The following is a 20,761-nucleotide window of genomic DNA, read 5'->3' as shown; positions in this document are numbered from 1 at the left end:
CTTACCAGCCGCGAAATTTTGCGGGCGGTTGATACAAACCGCCGGACCACGCAACCAGGTCATCGATACTGCGCGCCGCAAGCAACGATCGCTTCGCTTCCCCGCGTCGAATGCCGAGGTCTTCCGGATACGCGACCACGCCGCGCCGGCGCAGTTCTGCGGTCTTCGCAGGATCGGCACGCATGCCGATAGGCGTCACGCCCGCGACCGCGCGCAACGCCGCGCGACGCTCTTCAACGCCCTCCGCCGCGTGCAGATACGCGATGCCCTCTTCGGTGACGACATGGCTGACGTCGTCGCCGTAGATCATCACCGGGGCGATCGGCATGTTGCTTTGCTTGCCGACGGCGATGGCATCGAGCGCATCGACGATGGTCGGCTCGCCGCCTTTCTTGAAAGTCTCGGCGGTTTGCACCACGAGTTTGTGGCCGCGGCTGATGGCGCTATTCGGCCCATCGTTTTTCATCAACGATAACCACGCTTCACTCGAATGGCGGCGTCCGCGCGGATCATGTCCCATGTTCGGCGCGCCACCAAAACCGGCGAGACGTCCGAGCGTCACCGTGGATGAATTTGCATCGGCGTCCATCTGCAACGTCGAGCCTATGAACAGGTCAACGCCATATTGGCCCGCGAGCTGGCAGAGCACGCGGTTGGAACGCAGGCTGCCGTCGCGTCCTGTGAAGAACACGTCCGAACGCGCTTCAATATAGTCTTCCATGCCCACTTCGCTGCCGAAGCAATGCACGCTTTCGACCCAGCCGCTTTCTATGGCCGGAATCAGCGTGGGATGCGGATTGAGCGCCCAGTGCGTGCAGATCTTGCCCTTGAGGCCATGCGCCGCGCCATACGTAGGCAAGAGCAGTTCGATGGCGGCGGTATCGAAGCCAATGCCGTGATTGAGCGCCCGCACGCCATAACGCTCGTAGATGCCGCGTATGGTCATCATCGCCATGAGGATCTGCAACTCGCCGATATGACGCGGATCGCGCGTGAACAGCGGCTCGACCGCGAATGGCCGGTCCGCCTGCACGACAACGTCGACCCATGAGCCGGGGATATCGACACGCGGGAGTTCGTCGACGATCTCGTTCACCTGCGCCACCACGATGCCATGACGGAACGCCGTCGCTTCAACGATGGTCGGCGTGTCCTCGGTATTCGGGCCCGTGTAGAGATTGCCGTGCCGGTCGGCTTGCACCGCGCAGACGAGCGCCACTTGCGGCGTCAGGTCGATGAACATCCGCGCATACAGTTCTATATAGGTATAGATCGCGCCGATCTCGAGCTGCCCGTCTTCGAGCAGTTGCGCCACACGCAGGCTCTGCGGTCCGGCGAACGAGAAGTCCACCTTGCGCGCAATCCCGCGTTCGAACAACGTCAGGTGTTCAGGCCGGCTGATACTCGATATCAGCAGATGCACGTCATGCACGCGCGAAGGATCGAGCTTCGCAAACGCACGCGAGAGAAAATCTGCCTGTTTCTGGTTGTTGCCTTCGAGCGCGACACGATCGCCGGATTGAATCAGCGTTTCCAGCGCATCGACAATGCGTTCGGACTTCAGCACGCCGTTGTCGAGCCAGCCTTCGATTGCTTTCAGTCGCCGCGCCTTTTCCAGCGCCCGCGTGTTCCATTGGCGCGGTGCCGGAGCGGTATCGGTATTGGTATCGGCTTGTGCGGGAGGATTCATGCGATGGCCTCGGTGTCTGTCTCTCGAAGATCGGCGCTTACGCGGACTTCGAAGCGGTGGAAGAGCGGCGGCGTTTCTTCGGTTGCGAGGCTTGTGCCTGCATTTGCGCGTCGTGGAGGAAACGATAAACCAGTTCGCCCGTTGCAAGCAGATGACGCGCGACAAGCGTTTGCGCCGCCTCGGTATCGTGGGCGTGCAGCGCCTGGAGAATGGCTTCATGCTCCGCGTCGGACTGGCCCTTGAACGTCGGCATGCCGAACTTGAGACGCAGATAACGCTCGCCGCGCCTATGCATGGTGCCGATCAGTTCCATCAAGTGCGGACGTTCGGCCGGCGCATACAAGCTCATATGAAACTGTTCGTTGCGCACTACATATAGCGCCGGATCACGCTCGTTCGCAGCAGCTTCAAGCAATTCGCGTGCTTCTGCAAGGGTTGCTTCCGTATGACGTTCAATCGCGATGCCAACGGCCAGGCTCTCCAGCGATGCACGAATCTCGTAGATCTCGCGCGCTTCGTCAGGAGATTGAAGGCTGACCGACGCCCCCGGTTCTGTTCGATCGTTACCCAGCCTTCGCTGTCCAGTTGCCGGAACGCTTCGCGTACCGGGATGGCGCTCACCGAAAACTGCCTGGCGATGGCGTCCTGCCGCAGAGGTTCGCCCGGCAACAACGTACCTTCGACGATGGCCGAGCGCAACGCGTCCGCAATGTATCGCGACGTGCTTTGGCGCGGCTCGAACTGCGCCTCGCGAAATGCCGGGTTCAACTCGTTTTTCATACGCTTTATTCACCGAAGCTAGGTACAAGTGCGGAGTGGTTATCCGCGCAATTTCAAATATTATATATCAAATTGCACCTTTAAGGCTTTTGAGCAGGACCCGGTGCTTACCCGCAGACGCCCGATCATCCTTGCCGCGCGCGTCGCTTTTAACCAGGAAGACATTCATGCCACGCACGTTGGAACCAACGATAGCCGCCGGCCGGCGCACGCGCACGCCGCTCAACCGGACGCAGATAGTGGGCTTCTGGGGCGCATGGGCGGGCTGGACGCTCGACGGAATGGACTCGTTCATCTATGCGCTGGTGCTGGCGCCGGCGCTTACCGAACTGTTGCCCCGTTCCGGTTATGCGGCCACGCCAGCGAACGTGGGCCTTGCCGGGTCGATCCTGTTTGCGCTCTTTCTGGTTGGATGGGGGCTGTCGTTCATCTGGGGACCGCTCGCCGACCGGTTCGGGCGCACCAAGGTTTTGGCCGCGACCATCTTCACGTTTGCAATTTTCACCGGGCTTGCGGCGACATCGCATACGGTCTGGGAGTTGGGGATTTATCGATTCCTGGCGGGCGTGGGTATTGGCGGGGAGTGGGCGTTGGCCGGTACATATGTGGCCGAGGCGTGGCCCGAAGATCGCCGCAAGATGGGCGCCGGGTATCTGCAGACCGGGTACTACGCTGGATTCTTTATTGCGGCGGCGCTGAACTACACCATCGGGGCGACGTTTGGATGGCGCGCGATGTTCCTGGTCGGTGTGGTGCCGGTAGTTGTGTCGATCGTCGTGTTGCTGCGCGTGAAGGAAACGGACAAGTGGCAGAAGGTTGAAGCAACGGTTGTCAAGCAGGCCAGTTCGTTGCGGTCCATTTTCTCTGCGCAGTACAGACAGCGGACGATTGTTGCGACCGTGTTGCTGACGGTCGCGATCATCGGCTTGTGGGCGGGTGCGGTTTATGAACCTTCGGCCGTGATCCAGCTTGCGACGAAGGCCGGCATGACGAAGCCGGAAGCGTCGCGGATGGCATCGATTGCTACGGGCTTGTTGTCTATCGGTACGATTGTCGGGTGTCTTGCGTTGCCGCCGATGGCCGAGAAGATCGGGCGCAGGATGACGCTGGCGGTGTATTTCGTTGGCATGGCTGCGTCGATTGTGCTCGCGTTTGGCTGGGCGTTTTATCTCGAGAGCGGGCTCGTGCCGTTTATTGCGTTGCTGGTCGTGCTGGGATTTTTTGGCGGGAACTTTGCGCTCTTCAGTCTTTGGTTGCCGGAGCAGTTTGAGACTCGCGTGCGTGCGACGGCGTTTGCGTTTTGTACATCGATAGGGCGGTTTTTTGGGGCAATCGTGAATTTTGGCATCGGCGCGATGGTGCTGCATATGAAGACTCTCGGCGTGCCGATTGCACTGACTGCCATTGCGTTTGTGGTCGGGTTGGCGGTGATTCCGTTTGCTCCTGAAACGAAGGGGCAGGATTTACCGCACTAGGGCGCTGGCGCTCGGGAAAGTGTTCGTTGCGGTCGGGGTTGATGCCGGGTTGTTGCTGTTTGAGCTTGCTCGCGTTCTGTTCTAGCTGACTTTTTTAGCACTATTAGCCACTGTCCGTGGCGGGACTTCATTTCTTTTTCCAACGGCGAAAAAGAAACGAAGCAAAGAAAACGCCTCCCAACCGAGGGCAAATAAGTGTCCCGAGCGTGCAGTGACAACTGTTTGGTACTTCAGAAGAACGCTCGACGCCATAACCACGAACACTTGAACCCCTCCCCCTCCGTCAACAGATACCCACACGCTTCGCCACTAGTAACTGTGGCAGTCAATACGGAAACCTGACCAACGCATAACAACTGGTTGAGCCGTAACGGCTCTACAGCATGCTCAACTTGCCCGAATTTCGCCAGTGGTCCTAGGCAAACACGGGGAAAACGGAACCAGAACAGCCAACTCTTACGTTCGGGCGCCAGCGCGCGCAGCGCGGAGGCCTAATTGACGGATTCCCACACTGGTGGCGAAGCGTGTGGGTATCGGTGTTCGGAGGGGGAGGGTTTCAACTGTTGGTGGTTATGGCGTCGAGCGTTCTTCTGAAGTACCAAACAGTTGTCAGTGCACGCTCGGGACACTTAAGAATTAGCGGTTGAGAGGCGTTTTCTTTGCTTCGTTTCTTTTTCGCCGTTGGAAAAAGAAATGAAGTGCCGCCACGCACAGTGGCTAATAGTGCAAAAGAAGTCAGCTAGAACAGAACGCGCGGTAGTTCAAACAGCAGCAACCCGGCATCAACCCTGACCGCAACGAACACTGTCCCGAGCGCCAGCGCACAACGCGTGAAATGGAGTGCCGCCACGCACAGTGGCTAATAGTGATAAAGAGAACAGCCAGAATATAACGCGCACAGGCCCAAATAGCAGCAACCCACCAACAACCCCGACCACAAAAAAACCGGCCGCCCAACCTCACCCAAACCTCCGCGCCAGCAAACAAAGAATCTCATACATGAGCGTAGCGGCAACAAGTGCCGTGTTACCGCTCGGGTCGTAGGGTGGCGAAACCTCCACCACATCCCCGCCGATCCAGTTAAGCCCGTCCAGCCCGCGCAGCAGCCCCAACGTTTCCCGCGTCGTCAGACCGCCAATCTCCGGTGTACCCGTCCCTGGCGTATAGACCGGATCAAGACCATCGACATCGAGTGAAAGATACGCCGGACCATCGCCTATCACCTTGCGCGCTTCCCCGATGATTGCATTCACCCCACGTTCGTCGAACTCTTCAATAAACACCACCCGCATCCCGCTTTCCAGCGAATACCGCCAGCCTTCATCGGAATTCTGCGCGCCGCGAATGCCGATCTGGATCGTACGTTTCGGATCCAGCAGGCCCGCTTCGACCGCGCGGCGAAACGGCGCACCGTGCGTGAATTTCGATCCCTTGAAGCTGTCCCACGTGTCGGTATGGGCATCGATATGCACCATGCCGATAGGCGCCTTCGGCGCCATGGCCTGGAAGATCGGATACGTGATCGAGTGATCGCCGCCTGCGCTCAACGCAATCTTGCCAGCGGCGAACACAGGCTCGAAAAAGCGCCGGATGTCTTCATGCGAGCGTTCAAGATGAAACAGATCGGTGAACGGCACATCGCCGATATCGCCAACGCGGCAAACATCGAAGGGATTGAAACGCGATACATGATGGATCGCACGCGTCATGCTCGACATGTTGCGGATCTCGCGCGGACCGAAACGCGCGCCCGGACGGGCTGTGACGCCACCGTCGAACGGAATGCCGGCGAGCACGATATCGAGTTCATCGATATTCGTGCAATACGGCACCCGCATGAACGTTGGAATGCCGCTGAAACGCGGAAGCGCCATCTGGCTTCGATCGGTGCCGGGCATGAATGTCTCGTCAGAAAGTAGGCGGTGTATTGGTCCACAGCACGCGTGTCACCGTCTTGCCCGGATTGCGGTAGCTATGCGGCACGGTGCTGGGAAAGTAGAAGGTGTCACCTGCGTGCAGCACATGACATTCGTCGCCAAGTGTCAGTTCGAACTCGCCCTCGATGACATAACCGAGCTCTTCGCCCGCGTGGCTGATCTGTTCGTCGCTGCTTGCAAGCGGTTCGATCACGTGTATATCGCTTTGCAACAACTGTCCGGCAGCGGGCACGATCACGCGTTCAAGCATGATCGAAAGCCGCTTGCCGGCCGACGGAAACTCGGTCGTCGGCCGCTCGTTCGCGCGCTGTACGGGCGACGTGTTGATGTCGGGCCCCGATACAAGCGCGCCCACATTGGTCGACAAGGCCAGCGCAATCTTGTGCAGCGTCGCGAGCGATGGCTGCGCGTGACCGCCTTCCAGTTTGGACAACATGCTTTCCGAGCAGCCGGCCTGCTCCGCGAGCGCTTTCAGGGTCAGTTGCTTGACCATCCGTGCGTGTTTGAGACGCACGCCGAGTGCCGCCGCCGGATCGGGCTGAACCTCGACAGGCTTGCTTGCGCGCGGGTGTGCGCTGGCCGATTTTCGTGCTGCGGGGATTTTTGTGGCCACCAGGAAGGCTCTTCTAAAAGTTTGAGGGTCTACGTCAGCACCGTGAATTCGACTTCCAGCGGATTGAGCGCGTTGATGGGAATAATATCCTGCGGACACGCCGACATCACCACGACGCAATCCATCACTGCCTTGATGTCCACATGGTCGCCTGCCTTCGATACCGGCGCCAGCCACTCAATGGAATAGTCCGGCTTGATCGGAATGTTCATCCACAGGTTGAACGGTTGCGGTACTTCTCGCGCGCGCAGTCCGATGGCTTTCAACGCCATGCGCATGTTGTCGGCGCAGTTGTCGTGATAGCCATGCACGCCGAGATTCTTGTATCGATACAAATCGCAGGCCGCCATCAGCGTGTCGTGAACACCGGGCGATGTGTCGGCGACGAGCTCTGCAATCGGCCGGCGATGGTTGGTCATCAGCGGATCGCCGGCTTGCGGAATGACTTTATCAAGCGATGCGCGCGCGTGTTCGAACGAAAGGAATTCGTCGAGGTGATTCGCGTTGAAGATCCACGTATCGCAGACCTGCGCGCCGTGCGTGTTGGTGATGCGAATCGTCTGACCCGCCTTCACGCGAACCGCGCGGCCATTGCGCGCCGGCACGGTATAGGTCTTGCCGATCTCCGGCATGCCATCGGCGGAAATGGGTTCGCGCAGCGTGGCGTTCTCGCCGAGTTCGTGGCTGTTGTCGTGATGATGTTCAACGTGCGGCGTGCTCATGGTGACTCCTTAAGTCGTATCAGTTTCAGGGTGCTTCGTTGCAGAGCTGGACCAGGCAGTGCGCGAGCGCGCGCGTGCCCAGAACGAGGTGATCGTCGTCGGTGGCTTCGAGCGGGTTATGGCTGATGCCGCCGCGACTTGGGACGAAGAGCATCGCGGTCGGGCAATGCTTCTCCAGATACATGGCGTCGTGGAACGCGCCGGATGTGATGTTCATCGGCGGTGATGAGAGTGCGTTGCATGCCTCTGCGACGCGACGGATGACCGAGGGCGCAAACACGACCGGTGGATGCGTGAACAACGCTTCGCGCGTAGCGCCATGACGTTCGATGCAGGCGCTCAGCCGGGTATCGAACGCATCGAGCACGGACGCGTCCGGATGACGGAAGTCCACCGTGAACGTGACGTCCGATGCAATCGTGTTGATGGAGTTGGGCAACACGGTCCATCGGCCGAAGGTGATGCGGGTATCGACGCCGCCGAGCTGGTGTGCAAGCGCCGATATCTCCGCGCGCACGGCGACCGCGAGCGTCATGGCGTCATGGCGCGCGTGCATGGGTGTGGTGCCGGCGTGCGCAGCCGCGCCCTTGCAGTGCACCGCGTACCAGCGCACGCCCTGGATGCCGGTGACTACACCAAGAGGAATATCGGCGAGTTCGAGCAGCGGGCCTTGTTCGATGTGCAGTTCAACGAACGCATGCGCATTCTCTTGCACGGCACGTGTTTCGATCGCAGGAAACGCGTCACGATGCGCCGCGAGCGCAGCAGCGAGCGTGATGCCGTTGCCGTCTTTCGCTTGTCCGTAGTGTTGGAGCAAGGCTGGATCGACGAACGCACTCGACCCCATCGCGCCGGGTTGGAACCGCGTGCCTTCTTCGTTGGTCCATGCAACGACTTCGAACGGGCGGCGCGTCCGGATGTTGGCATCGTTCAATGCAGCAAGACATTCGAAGCCTGCGAGCACGCCATAACATCCGTCGAGTTTGCCGCCGGTGGGTTGAGTATCGATATGGCTGCCCGTCATGACCGGCGGCAGATCTTGCAGACCTTCGCGACGGAAAAAGAGGTTTGCGCAGGCATCGGTGCGCACGGTGCAGCCGAGTGCGATCGCACGCTCGACCAGGTGGCGGCGCGCTTCAATGTCGATTGTCGAAAGCGCCGGCCTGTCCACACCTCCATCATCACGCGCGCCGAAGCGCGCAAGTGTCTGGATGGATTCAAGAAGGCGCGTTGCGTTGATGCTGCATGCGGTTTTGAGCGCGTCGTCCTGAATCATTCAAGCCCCGCGACGGAAGTCAGGCTGCGATCGAACCAGGGCTTCAGGAACTGCTGCAAGCGCGGTGTGCGCGTGTTGCCGAAGAGTTGCTCGGGCGGCCCCGCTTCCACGATCTTTCCGGCCTCCATGAACACCACTTGATCCGAAATCTTTGCGGCGAAGCTCATCTCGTGGGTGACCATCACCATCGTCATGCCGTCTTGCGCAAGAGAGCGGATGACGCTCAGCACTTCTTCCACGAGTTCGGGGTCGAGTGCGGACGTGGGTTCATCGAGCAACATGACTTCGGGTTCGATGGCCAACGCACGCGCAATTCCCACGCGTTGTTGCTGTCCGCCGCTCAACGACGCCGGATACGCATGCGCCTTTTCGACCAGACCGACGCGCTTGAGCGCTGCAAGCGCCTGCTTGTACGCATCGCCCTTATCTGCCTTTTTCGATAACACCAGTGGCGCCGCCACGTTGCCGAGCACGGTCATATGCGGCCACAGGTTGAACTGCTGAAATACCATCGAAACTGGCCGTCGCACGTCCGCAATGCTCTTCTCGCTATCGCGGTCACGTTCGGCACGGCCTGCTGATCGATAACCAAGCAACTGGCCTTTGATCCAGACCTCGCCTTCATCGTAGGCTTCGAGGAAGTTCATGCAGCGCAACGCCGTCGTCTTGCCGGAACCCGACGGTCCAATGAGCGAAACGATCTCTCCACGCTGCACGGTCAGATCGATGCCCTTGAGCACGCGATTGGCGCCATACGATTTACCCACAGCGCGAAGTTCGAGAATGGGAAGTGAGCTCATGAGGTTTTACGCGATGGAGCGATGAGCACCGACGCCCATTTGAAGGCAACGGCGACGCATTGCGTGAGAAGCCAGTAGCAGATGATCAACATCGCGTATGGACCGATGTACGTATAGGTGGACGAGACAATGTCGCTTGCAGTCATGGTCAACTCGGGCACCGTGATGATCGATGCAACCGCGCTTTCCTTGATGACGAGAATGGTCTGGTTCGCAAGCAACGGCATGACGAACGCAATGGCTTGAGGCAGTTCGATGCTTCGAAACACTGACCATCGGTCGATGCCAAATGCGCGCGCCGCTTCCATATGCCCACTTGGAATGCTGGCCCAGCCTGCTCGAAAAATCTCCGCGAAATAGGCGGCGGAATAAATCGCAAGCGAGACGATGGTCGCCTGCACGGCGGTCATCGTGACGCCTATGACGGGCAGCCCAAAGTAGACGATCACCAGTTGCGAAAGGTACGGCGTCCCGCGAACGAGCCATATATAGATGCGATACAGCGCGCCGAGCAACCGCGGAAATCGAAGGCGCAACGCGTTCAGGACAAAGCCGCCCAAAGCACCAATGAAGGCCGCGACTACGCTGACTTCGAGCGTAACGAGGATGGCATCGGCAAAGCGAGGGATGAGAAAGAGAAAACTGTTCATGTCGGTCACGCCCGCCGCGCCATGCGCCGTTCGATACCTCGTCCAGCGAGGGAAAGCATCGACGTGATCGCAAGATAAAAGCACGCAGCGAGCGTGTAGACCTCGAGCGGCCGATAACTGAACGAAGACAGTTGCTGCCCGACGCGCATCAGGTCGGTCACGGCAATCACCGACACCACTGCGGACGCCTTGACGATATCGATCATCTCCGAGACCAGCGCCGGCAGGGTCAACGCAACCACTTGCGGGATCTCGATGTGCCACAGGGTCTGGCGCCGCGTGAGGTTGAACGTCTTTGCGGCCTCGATCTGCCCGCGTGGAATCGCGGTAAATCCCGTGCCGAGAATCTGCGATTGATAAGCCGCCGTGTTCATCGATAACCCGATAGCCGCCGCGACCACCCCTGGAATCGCCCAACCGAGACCGGAGGGCAGGTAATAGAACACCAGCAGTTGTGCGAGGACGGGCGTACCGCGAAAGACGCTGACATACACGCGTGCAGCCGTTGACAAGGTCCGGCTTTCGCTCGCCGACATCATGTAGATGAAGATGCCCGCGAAGAAGCCGCACGCCACTGCAATGGCCGAAAGCCACAACGTGGTGATCGCGCCGTCCAGTAATTGCGGCAGATAACTTGCGCAACGCGCAAGGAGATCGGGAGGGTTCATATAGATGAACGTTGCTTACATCGACGGTTCGGGAACGGCGTCCGAAGGAACATCCATAGTCGTGCCGAACCACTTCATCTGCAGCGCTTTCATGGTGCCGTCCTTGTTCGCACGCGCGATCCCATCACTGAAAAGCTTCAGCAGTGCGGCGCTGTCTGCGTCCTTGCGCGCGACCCACGCAAAGTAGCTCTTCGGTCCAATGCTCTGCGGCAGCACCGTGAACACGCCCGGACGTGACTTCAACAAGGGCCCGAGGTTCGCGACCGACTGCGCGACCGCATCGAGACGGCCGACGGCCAGGTCCGCATATGCTTCATCGAACGCGACGTATTGCTTGATCTGCTTGATGCCGGGACCGCCAGCGGCTTTCAGGTTTTTGTCGAGCGCCATGAGTGCCTGCAACTGGGCCGAACCCGTCTGCGAGCCGACGATCTTCCCGTTCAGGTCGTTCGGCGATTTGATGGACGCTTCGTTCGAACGCACGAGCACGCCGGCGGTGGCATCGGCGACAGGTAACGTGAAAGCAAAGTGACTCGCACGGTCCTTGTTCACGGTGACGGCGGTGATGACCATGTCGAAGCGCTTGGCGTCGAGGCCGGGCAACAGGCCCTGGAAGGGCAGGTCGAGTTGCTTGAGTTTTACATCGGGCAGCGACTTTAATACGTATTGCAGCAGGTCGGCGTCGTAGCCCACGATCTTGCCGTTTTCAATGGATTCGAACGGCGCGTAGCGCGCTTCCGTGCCGACCGTGATCTCCTTGTTTGCCTTTACGCGGGCGAGCAGATCGCTGCCCTGTGCAAAACCGGGTACTGATGCAATCAGCGCAAATGCGCCGGTCATCGACAGGACAAACGTTCGAAATGGCTTATGCATGATGCTCCCGTGCGGCCGCGCCGCAATGATAGGTTAGTGAATTTGGTTCAAGTAACTTGAATGAAATTCACTATGCATGAAGCATGCCATGACATGGACGCTGGATTGGCCGTACACGAGAGTTGCAACCTTGCACCGAAGTGGGATGCGAACGCGTTGACGGCACCGATACAGTGCTTGCTATGCACAACGCGGTCTTCAGGGCACAAGTTCGCTTGAAACCGGTTTGTGCTATTGCGCACAACTTTTTGTGGACGATGCCCAACAATCACTTTCGCCGCTACCTTCCTGCCTAATCACTCTCCCGGGCAATCTGAAATGTCTGAACTATTCAAACTGACTGCGACCGGTAGTTACTTAAGACAAAACGCCGAGCTTTTCCAGATAAGGCTTAAGCAGCCATCAAGCTGTCGTTTTCCGCCATCGCTGATCGCGCTTGTTGCTTGCTTCGGTCTTTGCGACCCTTAATTTTATTAATGTGATGAATAAGCTTGTAATCTAAATCTCACAAAATGTCACACTCTTGCGTTCGAGTAATCAATTCGATACGTTTAGAATCCCGGCGCAAAGGGGTTATATCGGCTTGTTAATCCGGATGGGCTATCACGGTGCACTTGGAAAGCTATTGCTGTCATTGCCGAATCTTATATGGCCTCGGAAACTGCATGATTGGATAGTGCGCAATAGCTGATCTGATTCGTGCATATCATGCAATGAATCGTGATATCGATCTGATTGAGCAATATTTACGGTCGATTGAATGTAACGAAATATGTTTTTCATTGTTTGAACAAACACTTATGGTTTAGTAGCGTATCGAGGACTATCAGTTTCCAAGTTGATCACTCTTTTCATGCGGGCGTGATTTCAGTTGAATTTGAATTGAATTTTGACCACTTATTGCGTGGAGGTAGAGCCTATGCCGAAATTAACCGGCTTTGAGACGACACATCAATTCAGCCGCCCGCTTTGGTTTAATTCATCTGACAAATAAGTTGAATTGCAGATTAACACTGTTTGATTGCGTTAATCGCGTTCACCGCTGTCCGCAGCATGCAAGTGTTCGTTTCCGCGGAAATCACGCTTCTTCTGAAGACGTCAAGCCTCATCGACTTTTTTCGTGAGGTTTCTAATCTTTTCCGCAACTCATAAAAAATGATAAAACTCAATAAGGCATTGTTAATCTGTTTCGCATCTAGCGCTGTGTTGAGCGCTTGCGGCGGTGGCGATAGTTCCGATACCGCAGCAGCAACAAGCAGTACTGCAGCAGCGGCCGTAGCCAGCGCAACGCCCGATTCGGCGAGTACCGCAACCGTCAATGACAGCAGCGTCGCTGCCGCTGCGCGCAGGCGCAAACCCTCGACTTCCGTGCCAGCGACGTCCACGACAGCGCCGGCCACGACGACCGCGACCACGCCTCCGGCGACCACGACGCCCACGACTCCCGTCGCAGGTGCGGTGGTCATGCCGTTGGAGGTGATGGGCGCGGGCAGCGGCGTTGTTGTGACGACCACCCTCGCCGTTCCGGCGGGCGCGTCAGCGAATACGCTGACCATGCAGGTCAACAATCTCTCCTACGACGCCAAGGGTTCGGTCCAGATCAACGGCGGCAAGTGGATCGATCTGACGAATGCAAACGTGACTGTGCTGGGCAACGCGAAATTGTATGGCGGCATTGGCGGCGGTTACGACACCATCAAGTTGAACGTACCCGTGACGGGCGCAATCAACGGAAACAACACGATCAGTTTCCGCTTCAATACCACCGATGGCGTGAGCTCGGGTTATCGCGTGTTGTCGTTCAATTTGCTCGATGCGTCGGGCAATGCGCTGATTGCCAGCAGCAATTTCACGCAAGACGATCCGACTAAATGGACTGCGCCGCTTGCGAACACAGCCGATATCTCCGCGGGTCAAAAGTTGTGGCAAACCGCGACGCTGATCGATTCGCCGGTCAATTCGGGTCACCAGCTCAAGGCGCATTGCATGGACTGCCACAGCGCGAGCGGCAACGATTTGTTCAAGTTCAATTACTCGAACAACTCGATCGTGGTTCGAAGCGAATATCACGGCTTGTCGCAGAACCAGGGTATGCAGATTGCCAGTTATATCCGTAGTCTTGCAAGCACGAATCCCACGCCGGGTCCGAAGTGCCGCCCGTGGAATCCGCCGTATCAGCCGGGTCCCGGTCTGGATAGCGCGCCGGTAAGCGACTGGACATGCGGCGCCGGTATTGATGCTGTATCGGAAAATGATCTGGATACGCTTGCCGCGATTTTCCCGAGCGGCGTCAATAAAGCAGCGATATCGACGAAGGGGCATATCAACATTCGCGAAATCCCAATCGGCTTCCAACTGCCCGACTGGAATCACTGGGTGCCCCGCATTCATCCGAAGGACGCGTGGGGTGATTACTTCACGAACAGCAATCTGAACAAGGAATACGCGGGCGAAGGCACGGGCACGGCGACCTACAATATGCGAGCCCAGCTTGCCAATGGCGGCACTAGCTACGCGCAGGGAAAGACCGGCGATATCTTTGGCAACCTTTATTACTGGGGTGTGGAATTTGGCGAACGGTTTACGCCGCCCAACGAAGGCGTGAACGGCAGCTACACGATTGCGCAGCAGAAGAACCTGTACGGTACGGCGCAGTGGCAACTGATGAAGTCGTGGGAACTTGCCCAGGACTTTTCGCTGGAAACCAACTGTCCGGCGGCATGGGTCAACACACAAAACGCGCCCAAGGCCGAGACGCGCGGCTGGTGCGGATACTGGCGCTTCGTCTTCAACGTGTCGCCGCATATCCAGGGTTTCCCAGCCGACAACAGCATGTTCGGCAGCCCCGTCGCGCATTACGTGAAGGCCAACCAGTGGTATTACCTGCAGATCCTGTTGAACCCGGGCTCGGGCGCGCATAACGTCCACATGCCGACCGACTGGCAATATGCATACGGACTGCTCAACAACCTGTATCAGGCCAGTGGCAGACCGGAGCCGATCCGCAACTTCCTCTACGTGCTGAAGGGCGCGCAGGAAATGGATAACGGTGTGGGCGTGGCCGATGTCCAACGCGGCTGGACCATTCGCGACAGCAGTCCGCTGGACGTCTGGAACGGCGGGCAGACCGGCGTCTGGAAAGGCACGAGTCCTGCGACGGAGCAGGCGGTCGTGAACGCGTTCCTGTCGAACTGGATGGACACCACGACCAGCTTCAACATCGATTCGTGGCAGCGTGAAGGTCAGGCCAATGCGGTATCCGGCGAGACCACCTGCTTCTGGAGCATGCGAAGCCTGTGCGCGATCGACTATGTTCACGGGACGGTGTCGGGCGGAACCGTCGAGAACTTCCCGACGTGGACGTGGAACCAGATTCCGCAGATGCAGGCTGACGGGATCGACAAGACCCAGGTGAATCGTTTGTCGACGTGGTTGAACACTGCTTACCCGAGCGGCAACTATCTGAGCCTGATTAAGTAAGCGGCAAGTAGTAATCAAGTGCATGAGAGAACGCGAGGCCTCGGAATATCCGGGGCCTCGTGTTTTTTTATTCCCGTGAACCTTTGGATGAACGCCTGTTCAAGCCGTAGCCGCGCTTGCCGGCACTGTCTGAAGCCGCTTCAGCGCTTCGCCGTTTTCGCGGAACAGATGCGTGTGACGCAGGTTGAAACCGGCATCGATGGGTTGGCCGTCAACCGCGGTCGATTCCCCCGAGCCTTTCACCTGGATCAGGACATCGCCGTCGAGGTTCACATGCAGCAAGGTTTCGCCGCCAAGGTGCTCGACCACCATCACCGTGCCGGACAACTTCCCTTCTGCGCCGCTCGCAGCCGTTTCCATCAGATGCTCGGGACGGATGCCGAAGCTCAGCGTATCGCCGGCCGTCACCCCATCGGCGACGAACGGCAACGTGATGGACGCTCCTCCCGGCAAGCCGATCGTTACGCCGGCCGTGTCCGCGCGCTGAACCTTGGCGGGCAGGAAATTCATCTTCGGCGATCCGATAAACCCGGCAACGAAATGGTTCACCGGCGTCCTGTAAAGCTCGAGCGGCGAGCCGATCTGCTCGACCTTCCCATGATTCAACACCACGATCCGGTCCGCCATTGTCATGGCCTCGGTCTGGTCATGCGTCACGTAGATCATCGTTGCGTTGAGCTGCTTGTGCAGCTTGATCAGCTCAAGCCGCATCTGCACGCGTAGCGCCGCGTCGAGGTTGGACAACGGTTCATCGAAGAGAAATACCTTCGGTTCGCGCACGATCGACCGTCCGATCGCAACGCGCTGACGTTGGCCGCCTGATAACGCCCGAGGCTTGCGTTCGAGCAATTGTTCGATCTGCAGGATTTGTGCGGCGCGTTGCACGCGTTCCTTGATCTGAGCTTCGGGCAACTTGATCATCCGCAGTCCAAACGCAATGTTCTCGTACACCGACATATGCGGATACAGCGCGTACGACTGGAACACCATGGCCACGCCGCGTTGCGAGGGTTCGAGGTCGGTGACGTCTTCGCCACCAATCAGTACTTGCCCTGAGTCACTGCGTTCAAGGCCTGCGATGGTGCGCAGCAACGTGGATTTGCCGCACCCGGAAGGGCCGACGAACACCATGAACTCGCGATCGGTGACGGCAATGTCGACGCTCTTCAATACTTCCGTTCCGGCAAACGCCTTTCGGATCTGATGCAATTGAACTGCACTCATGCGTGTCTCCTGCAGATGCCCCGCGCCACGGATCAGCGCCTGAGCAAAGTAAGTTGCTTTGCACGCGGTATGCCCTGCAACGCAGCAAGCGGTGCTTTTCGAATTTGTTCTTGACAACCTGTTCGCGTCCAAATATACAATTGTAAAACTGAAATTACAAGTGAAACGGCAGCAAGAGCAGGATTACAAGCAGGATCACAAGTCGGACATTCAGCACGCGCGAACAGCTCAACCGGCCTCGACCGCTTTGGGCATTTTAAAAAGAACTACCCAGGAGACAGGCATGAAGAAGCATTGCACGCAGGCCGCGGCGTTCGCGCTGCTGGGCGTTACGGCATCCTTGATATCGGTGTCGAACGCGTCCGCATGGACGTTGAAGGAAGCAGCGGAGCCTTATTCCGGCACGACCATCAAGGCTGTCTTTCTTGACCGGCCGGGATACAAGGCGGCATCGAAACTGATACCCCAGTTCGAGAAAGAAACCGGCATCAAGGTGCGTACTGAGGTTATCCCTTACGAGAACACCCGCGAAAAGCAGGTGCTGAATTTCGTCGGCGGCGGCGACCAGGACGTGGTGCTCGTGGACGTGGTCTGGATTGGCGAGTTCGCGAGCAACAAGTGGCTCGTGCCCATCAAGACCTTTACCGACAACCCCAAGCTCGCCGATCCCAAGCTGAACCTGCCGGGATTCTTCCCGATCCTGCTGGACTCCTTCGGCACCTGGGACAAGACCACCTACGGTCTTCCGTTCGATAACTACTCGGGCCTGATGTTCTACAACAAGTGCATGTTGAAGGACGCGGGTTTCAACGAACCGCCGAAGACGTGGGACGAACTGCTGAACGTCTACGCGCCGAAGCTGACGAAACCCGACAAGAACCAGTTTGCATTCGCGCTGCAGTCGCGTCGCGGCGAAACGCAATCGGCCGACAGCTTCATGCGCATGTTGTGGCCCAACGGCGGGTCGTTGCTCGACGCAAAGTTCAAATCGAACCTGATGTCGCCGCAATCGCAGGCGGGTCTCGAGTACCGGCAGAAGCTGATGAAGTACATGCCGCCGGGCATTGTCGATTACGACCATGCGGAGGCCGTGAATGCGCTCGCGCAAGGGCAGGTCGCGATGATCACGGAATGGTCGGCGTTCTATCCCACGCTCACTGATCCGAGCAAGTCGAAGATCGGCGATTGCCTGGCGATCACGACCGAACCGAAGGGGCCTGCCGGACTCAAGCCTGCGCTGGGTGGTTTCTCGCTGGCCGTGAACGCGAAGTCGAATGCGAAGAAGCAGGCAGCGTCGTGGCTGTTCATCCAGTGGATCACTTCCGAGGAAATGGCCAAGCCGTATCTGGAAGCGGGCGGTGTCAGCGGCCGCACGGCGGTCTACAAGGAAGCCGATGTTCAAAGCAAGTATCCGTTCGTGAAGCCGATGGTCGAATCGTGGCAAGGCGGCGTGCCTGACTACCGGCCGCGTTTCCCGGAATGGCCGGCCGTGTCGGAAGTGATCGGCGAGTGGGGCAGCAAGATCATGCTCGGCCAGGTATCGGTGAAAGACGGTGCACAGACGATCGGCACGAAGACAGAAGACATCCTGAAGAAAGCGGGTTACTACGACGGCAAGAAGCCTTTGCTCAAGTAAAGCCGATGAGAGGGGCATTGCGTGCGCAATGCCTCTTGCTCACGTTGAGCCAACCTGCGGAGAGGTTTCATGCTCAAGACCACGGTTCCACCAGCGACCGGCGCAATGCGTCCGCGACCGCGCGCGCGTTTTCGGTTCATGCCGCGATCGCCCGCGTTCTGGTTTTTGTTTCCCGCCGTCGCGGCGCTGGCGATCATCGGCATTTATCCGCTGCTGCTCGCGGTCTACAACTCGTTTCATCAATACAAGCTTGCGGACCTGGCTTCAGGGACGCCTTTTGTCGGTATCGATAATTACGTCGCTACGCTCACCGATCCGTCATTCTGGGGCGCCCTGGGCCGCACGGTCATGTTCCTTTGCCTGACCTTGCCTGTCGAGCTCGCATTCGGCCTGTTCGCTGCGTTGATGCTGCACAGGACGGCGCTGCCTTGGCTGCGTGTGGCGGCGCGCGTGGGTCTCGTGATTCCGATGGCAACCACCTACGCCGTGGTGGGATTGATCGGCCGCCTGATCTTCAATCGGCAGTTCGGCGTAGTCAACTATCTGCTGAGCTTCTTTGGCATCCCGCCCCTCGACTGGCTCGCTGACCCCACGCTTGCGTTCGTCTCCGTGATGATCATGGACATCTGGCAATGGACGCCGTTCTGCGCATTGATCCTGCTTGCGGGTCTTGCGATGGTTCCGAAGGAAGCCGAGGAAGCCGCGCGTCTCGAGACGCCGAAGTGGAGCAAGATTCTATGGCACCTGCAACGGCCGTATCTGTTGCCGGGTCTCACCGCCATCCTGATCCTGCGTTCCGCCGACATGCTCAAGATGTTCGATGCCGTGTTCACCATGACCCGCGGCGGTCCGGGCACGGCGACCGAATTCATCAGCATCTACATCCAGCGCGTCGCGTTCCGTCTCTTCGATCAAGGCATGGCTTCCGCTCAGGCGGTCTTGCTGCTGATCCTTACGATCGTGCTGTCGCGGCTCTATATTCGTTTTGTTTATCGGGAGGCTGTGTGAGCACATCAACTGCTGACAATGTGACCGTCACACCGCTTTCGTCGCGGGCACGCCGGGCGAAAAACGCGCGTCGCCGTGCGACGGTCTGGCACGTGATCGGTTTGCTGATCGTGTTCCTCACGTCGGTGTTTCCGTTCTACTGGATGGTCACGACGAGCCTCAAGAGCCAGGCCGATGCGCTCGCCGTGCCCCCCGTGTGGCTTTTCACGCCAACGCTTGCGCACTACACCGACGCACTCTTCGAACACGATGTTGCTGCGAGCTTGCTCAACTCGCTGATCGTGGCGAGCAGCGCAACCTTCCTGTCGATCCTGCTCGGGGCGCCCGCCGCATATGCGCTTGCGCGGTTCGAGTTTCGCGGCAAGGAAGACTTGTGGTTCTGGTTTATCTCGAACCGCATGGTGAGCCCTGTAGTACTCGCGGTGCCATTCTTCCTGATCGCAACCAAGCTCGGTCTCGTCGATACCCACATCGTGCTGATCCTGCTGTATCTGACCTTCTCGCTGCCCATTGTCGTATGGATCTGCACGGATCAGTTTCGCAACATCCCGGTTGAACTCGATGAAGCCGCGCGTCTCGACGGCGCTTCCCCGTGGCGCATTTTCTGGCGCATCAACCTGCCGCTGGCGATGCCGGGCATTGTGGTGTCTGCCATCTTCGCGTTCATCTTTTCGTGGAACGATTTGCTGTATGCGCTGGTTCTCACTCGCACCGACGCCATCACGTCACCTGTTGCCGCAACGAGTTACATGAGCGGCTATGAATTGCCGTGGGGCGAAATCATGGCGACGGGGACGCTGATCGTGTTGCCAATGGTCGTGTTCGCGCTGGCGGTGTCGGGCAGGCTGGTGCAGGGGCTCACCATGGGCGCGGTGAAATGAAAGGTGACGCAAGGGTGGGTGCATTACCATCGCGCCGTCCCTATCGAAACCCATCACGCTCATGAACAAGCCCGCACCGCCCGCCGTCGCCGTGTCAGCCGAGCCCTTTGTCGATACCGAAGAGGAGCTGCAGGCGCGCGTAGCGTGGCATTACTACGTCGGCAACCTCACGCAGCAGGAGATCGCGCAGCGCATTGGCAGCAACCGTGTGCGCGTAAACCGGCTGCTTGCTGCGAGCCGCGAATCCGGCATGGTGCAGATCACCATCAACAGCCGGCTCGCGCCATGCGTCGCGTTGGAGGAAGCGCTGACCAAACGTTTCGGCCTGGAGGCGGCGGTCGTCGTGCCGACCGGCGCGAATAACGAAGCGAACATGGCCGCGATCGGTATTGGCGGCGCGACTTACCTGGCGCGTCAGATCGAGGCGGGGCAGACCATCGGGCTTGGCTGGGGCCGCACGATTCGAGCGGTGCTTCGGGCGTTGCCGCAGCGCGCGTACGGGCCGGTATCGGCGGTGTCGCTGCAAGGCGGCCTGTCGCATTGCCCGAGCATCAATACGTTCGACATTGTTTCGGACTTCGCGAACCTCTGTCAGGCCGATGGGTTTTTGTTCGCGGCGCCCATTTACGTAAGCAGCCAGAACGTTCGCGACATGCTGCTGCAGGAGGGTGCCGTGCGCGAGACGTATGAGCGCGCGCGCCAATCCGATCTTGCATTGCTGACGTGCGGCGACCTGACGGAATCGCTCGTGGTGACTTACGGCATCAACGACCCCGAGCAGGTCCGAACGCTCGAGAAAGCCGGCGCGGTCGGCGACATGCTCGGTCACTTCATGGACGCCGATGGCGAGGCGATCGATCATCCGCTAAATCGCCGTACGGTCGCGATCACACTGGGCGATCTGCGCAAGATCAAGCGCGTCGTGCTGGTGAGCGGCGGCGCGAAGAAGTTCGCGGTGACGCGCGCTGCGTTGCGCGGGCGTTATCCATCAGTGCTGGTAACAGACGAAGAGACCGCGCGCCGTCTCTGCGACGAACCTTGAAAGGAC

General features: G+C 58.7%; 17 protein-coding genes and 1 pseudogene. 6 read left to right on the top strand and 12 right to left on the bottom strand.

Features of this window, described 5'->3' with window-relative positions; translation table 11 throughout:
- Position 1: 1 nt before the first annotated feature.
- A complete protein-coding gene (gene mdcA / locus AXG89_RS36015) occupies positions 2-1,690 on the bottom strand; it encodes a malonate decarboxylase subunit alpha (protein ID WP_062001306.1) in 1,689 nt (562 codons plus the stop codon).
- Between the two features lie 37 nt (positions 1,691-1,727).
- Positions 1,728-2,470 (bottom strand): annotated as a pseudogene (locus tag AXG89_RS36010) (GntR family transcriptional regulator).
- Positions 2,471-2,637: 167 nt separating this feature from the next.
- On the opposite strand from AXG89_RS36010, the gene AXG89_RS36005 reads away from it, so the two are divergent.
- A complete protein-coding gene (locus tag AXG89_RS36005) occupies positions 2,638-3,945 on the top strand; it encodes an MFS transporter (RefSeq protein ID WP_075358750.1) in 1,308 nt (435 codons plus the stop codon).
- 959 nt (positions 3,946-4,904) lie between these two features.
- Here the strand turns inward: AXG89_RS36005 and speB are convergent.
- From speB to AXG89_RS42650, 9 genes are all read right to left on the bottom strand, one after another.
- On the bottom strand, positions 4,905-5,843 hold the full coding sequence (speB, locus tag AXG89_RS36000; RefSeq protein ID WP_062001309.1) for an agmatinase: 939 nt from the start codon (positions 5,841-5,843) through the stop codon (positions 4,905-4,907).
- 10 nt (positions 5,844-5,853) lie between these two features.
- Complete coding sequence (locus tag AXG89_RS35995; RefSeq protein WP_062002285.1) at positions 5,854-6,375, bottom strand: helix-turn-helix domain-containing protein; 522 nt, start codon at positions 6,373-6,375, stop codon at positions 5,854-5,856.
- A gap of 149 nt (positions 6,376-6,524) precedes the next feature.
- Positions 6,525-7,217: a DUF1989 domain-containing protein gene (locus AXG89_RS35990; protein ID WP_062001310.1), complete on the bottom strand. Its 693-nt coding sequence runs from the start codon at positions 7,215-7,217 to the stop codon at positions 6,525-6,527.
- A 25-nt stretch (positions 7,218-7,242) separates the two neighbouring features.
- A complete protein-coding gene (locus tag AXG89_RS35985) occupies positions 7,243-8,493 on the bottom strand; it encodes a M20 family metallo-hydrolase (RefSeq protein ID WP_062001311.1) in 1,251 nt (416 codons plus the stop codon).
- A complete protein-coding gene (locus AXG89_RS35980) occupies positions 8,490-9,293 on the bottom strand; it encodes an amino acid ABC transporter ATP-binding protein (protein ID WP_062001312.1) in 804 nt (267 codons plus the stop codon). Before AXG89_RS35980 ends, AXG89_RS35985 begins: the two co-directional genes overlap by 4 nt.
- Positions 9,290-9,943 carry an amino acid ABC transporter permease gene (locus AXG89_RS35975; RefSeq protein WP_075358907.1) on the bottom strand — a complete coding sequence of 218 codons (654 nt, stop codon included), beginning with the start codon at positions 9,941-9,943 and terminating at the stop codon, positions 9,290-9,292. Before AXG89_RS35975 ends, AXG89_RS35980 begins: the two co-directional genes overlap by 4 nt.
- A gap of 5 nt (positions 9,944-9,948) precedes the next feature.
- A complete protein-coding gene (locus AXG89_RS35970; RefSeq protein ID WP_075358906.1) occupies positions 9,949-10,611 on the bottom strand; it encodes an amino acid ABC transporter permease in 663 nt (220 codons plus the stop codon).
- A gap of 15 nt (positions 10,612-10,626) precedes the next feature.
- Positions 10,627-11,484, bottom strand: coding sequence for a transporter substrate-binding domain-containing protein (locus AXG89_RS35965; protein WP_062001314.1), 858 nt, complete (start codon positions 11,482-11,484; stop codon positions 10,627-10,629).
- A gap of 1,007 nt (positions 11,485-12,491) precedes the next feature.
- Positions 12,492-12,869, bottom strand: a complete 378-nt coding sequence (locus tag AXG89_RS42650) for a hypothetical protein (protein ID WP_162916228.1) — start codon at positions 12,867-12,869, stop codon at positions 12,492-12,494.
- On the opposite strand from AXG89_RS42650, the gene AXG89_RS35960 reads away from it, so the two are divergent.
- On the top strand, positions 12,853-14,964 hold the full coding sequence (locus AXG89_RS35960) for a hypothetical protein (RefSeq protein ID WP_162916227.1): 2,112 nt from the start codon (positions 12,853-12,855) through the stop codon (positions 14,962-14,964). The genes AXG89_RS42650 and AXG89_RS35960 overlap by 17 nt on opposite strands.
- Before the next feature lie 99 nt (positions 14,965-15,063).
- Here AXG89_RS35960 and AXG89_RS35955 read toward each other — a convergent pair whose 3' ends face one another.
- A complete protein-coding gene (locus AXG89_RS35955; protein ID WP_075358161.1) occupies positions 15,064-16,188 on the bottom strand; it encodes an ABC transporter ATP-binding protein in 1,125 nt (374 codons plus the stop codon).
- A gap of 283 nt (positions 16,189-16,471) precedes the next feature.
- Between AXG89_RS35955 and AXG89_RS35950 the strand changes: the two genes are divergently transcribed.
- From AXG89_RS35950 to AXG89_RS35935, 4 genes are all read left to right on the top strand, one after another.
- Complete coding sequence (locus tag AXG89_RS35950; protein WP_062001317.1) at positions 16,472-17,824, top strand: ABC transporter substrate-binding protein; 1,353 nt, start codon at positions 16,472-16,474, stop codon at positions 17,822-17,824.
- A 69-nt stretch (positions 17,825-17,893) separates the two neighbouring features.
- Positions 17,894-18,832 (top strand): carbohydrate ABC transporter permease, encoded by a 939-nt coding sequence (locus tag AXG89_RS35945; RefSeq protein ID WP_062001318.1) that lies wholly within the window; start codon positions 17,894-17,896, stop codon positions 18,830-18,832.
- The gene (locus AXG89_RS35940) at positions 18,829-19,713 is read left to right on the top strand and encodes a carbohydrate ABC transporter permease (protein ID WP_062001319.1); all 885 of its coding nucleotides are present in this window, start codon (positions 18,829-18,831) and stop codon (positions 19,711-19,713) included. Before AXG89_RS35945 ends, AXG89_RS35940 begins: the two co-directional genes overlap by 4 nt.
- Positions 19,714-19,774: 61 nt before the next feature.
- A complete protein-coding gene (locus tag AXG89_RS35935; protein WP_075358160.1) occupies positions 19,775-20,755 on the top strand; it encodes a sugar-binding transcriptional regulator in 981 nt (326 codons plus the stop codon).
- The last annotated feature ends 6 nt before the right edge of the window (positions 20,756-20,761 follow it).

Source organism: Burkholderia sp. PAMC 26561 (assembly GCF_001557535.2).
In the GTDB taxonomy this organism is placed as follows: Bacteria; Pseudomonadota; Gammaproteobacteria; order Burkholderiales; family Burkholderiaceae; genus Caballeronia.
Note: the sequence above shows the minus strand (reverse complement) of the source record. Positions and strands in the feature narration are given on the sequence as shown.

Bases quoted from the DNA above. Each gene is read 5' to 3' on its own strand.
- mdcA (WP_062001306.1), bottom strand. From the start codon at position 1,690: ATGAATCCTCCCGCACAAGCCGATACCAATACCGATACCGCTCCGGCA.
- AXG89_RS36005 (WP_075358750.1), top strand. From the start codon at position 2,638: ATGCCACGCACGTTGGAACCAACGATAGCCGCCGGCCGGCGCACGCGC.
- speB (WP_062001309.1), bottom strand. From the start codon at position 5,843: ATGCCCGGCACCGATCGAAGCCAGATGGCGCTTCCGCGTTTCAGCGGC.
- AXG89_RS35995 (WP_062002285.1), bottom strand. From the start codon at position 6,375: ATGGTCAAGCAACTGACCCTGAAAGCGCTCGCGGAGCAGGCCGGCTGC.
- AXG89_RS35990 (WP_062001310.1), bottom strand. From the start codon at position 7,217: ATGAGCACGCCGCACGTTGAACATCATCACGACAACAGCCACGAACTC.
- AXG89_RS35985 (WP_062001311.1), bottom strand. From the start codon at position 8,493: ATGATTCAGGACGACGCGCTCAAAACCGCATGCAGCATCAACGCAACG.
- AXG89_RS35980 (WP_062001312.1), bottom strand. From the start codon at position 9,293: ATGAGCTCACTTCCCATTCTCGAACTTCGCGCTGTGGGTAAATCGTAT.
- AXG89_RS35975 (WP_075358907.1), bottom strand. From the start codon at position 9,943: ATGAACAGTTTTCTCTTTCTCATCCCTCGCTTTGCCGATGCCATCCTC.
- AXG89_RS35970 (WP_075358906.1), bottom strand. From the start codon at position 10,611: ATGAACCCTCCCGATCTCCTTGCGCGTTGCGCAAGTTATCTGCCGCAA.
- AXG89_RS35965 (WP_062001314.1), bottom strand. From the start codon at position 11,484: ATGCATAAGCCATTTCGAACGTTTGTCCTGTCGATGACCGGCGCATTT.
- AXG89_RS35955 (WP_075358161.1), bottom strand. From the start codon at position 16,188: ATGAGTGCAGTTCAATTGCATCAGATCCGAAAGGCGTTTGCCGGAACG.
- AXG89_RS35950 (WP_062001317.1), top strand. From the start codon at position 16,472: ATGAAGAAGCATTGCACGCAGGCCGCGGCGTTCGCGCTGCTGGGCGTT.
- AXG89_RS35945 (WP_062001318.1), top strand. From the start codon at position 17,894: ATGCTCAAGACCACGGTTCCACCAGCGACCGGCGCAATGCGTCCGCGA.
- AXG89_RS35935 (WP_075358160.1), top strand. From the start codon at position 19,775: ATGAACAAGCCCGCACCGCCCGCCGTCGCCGTGTCAGCCGAGCCCTTT.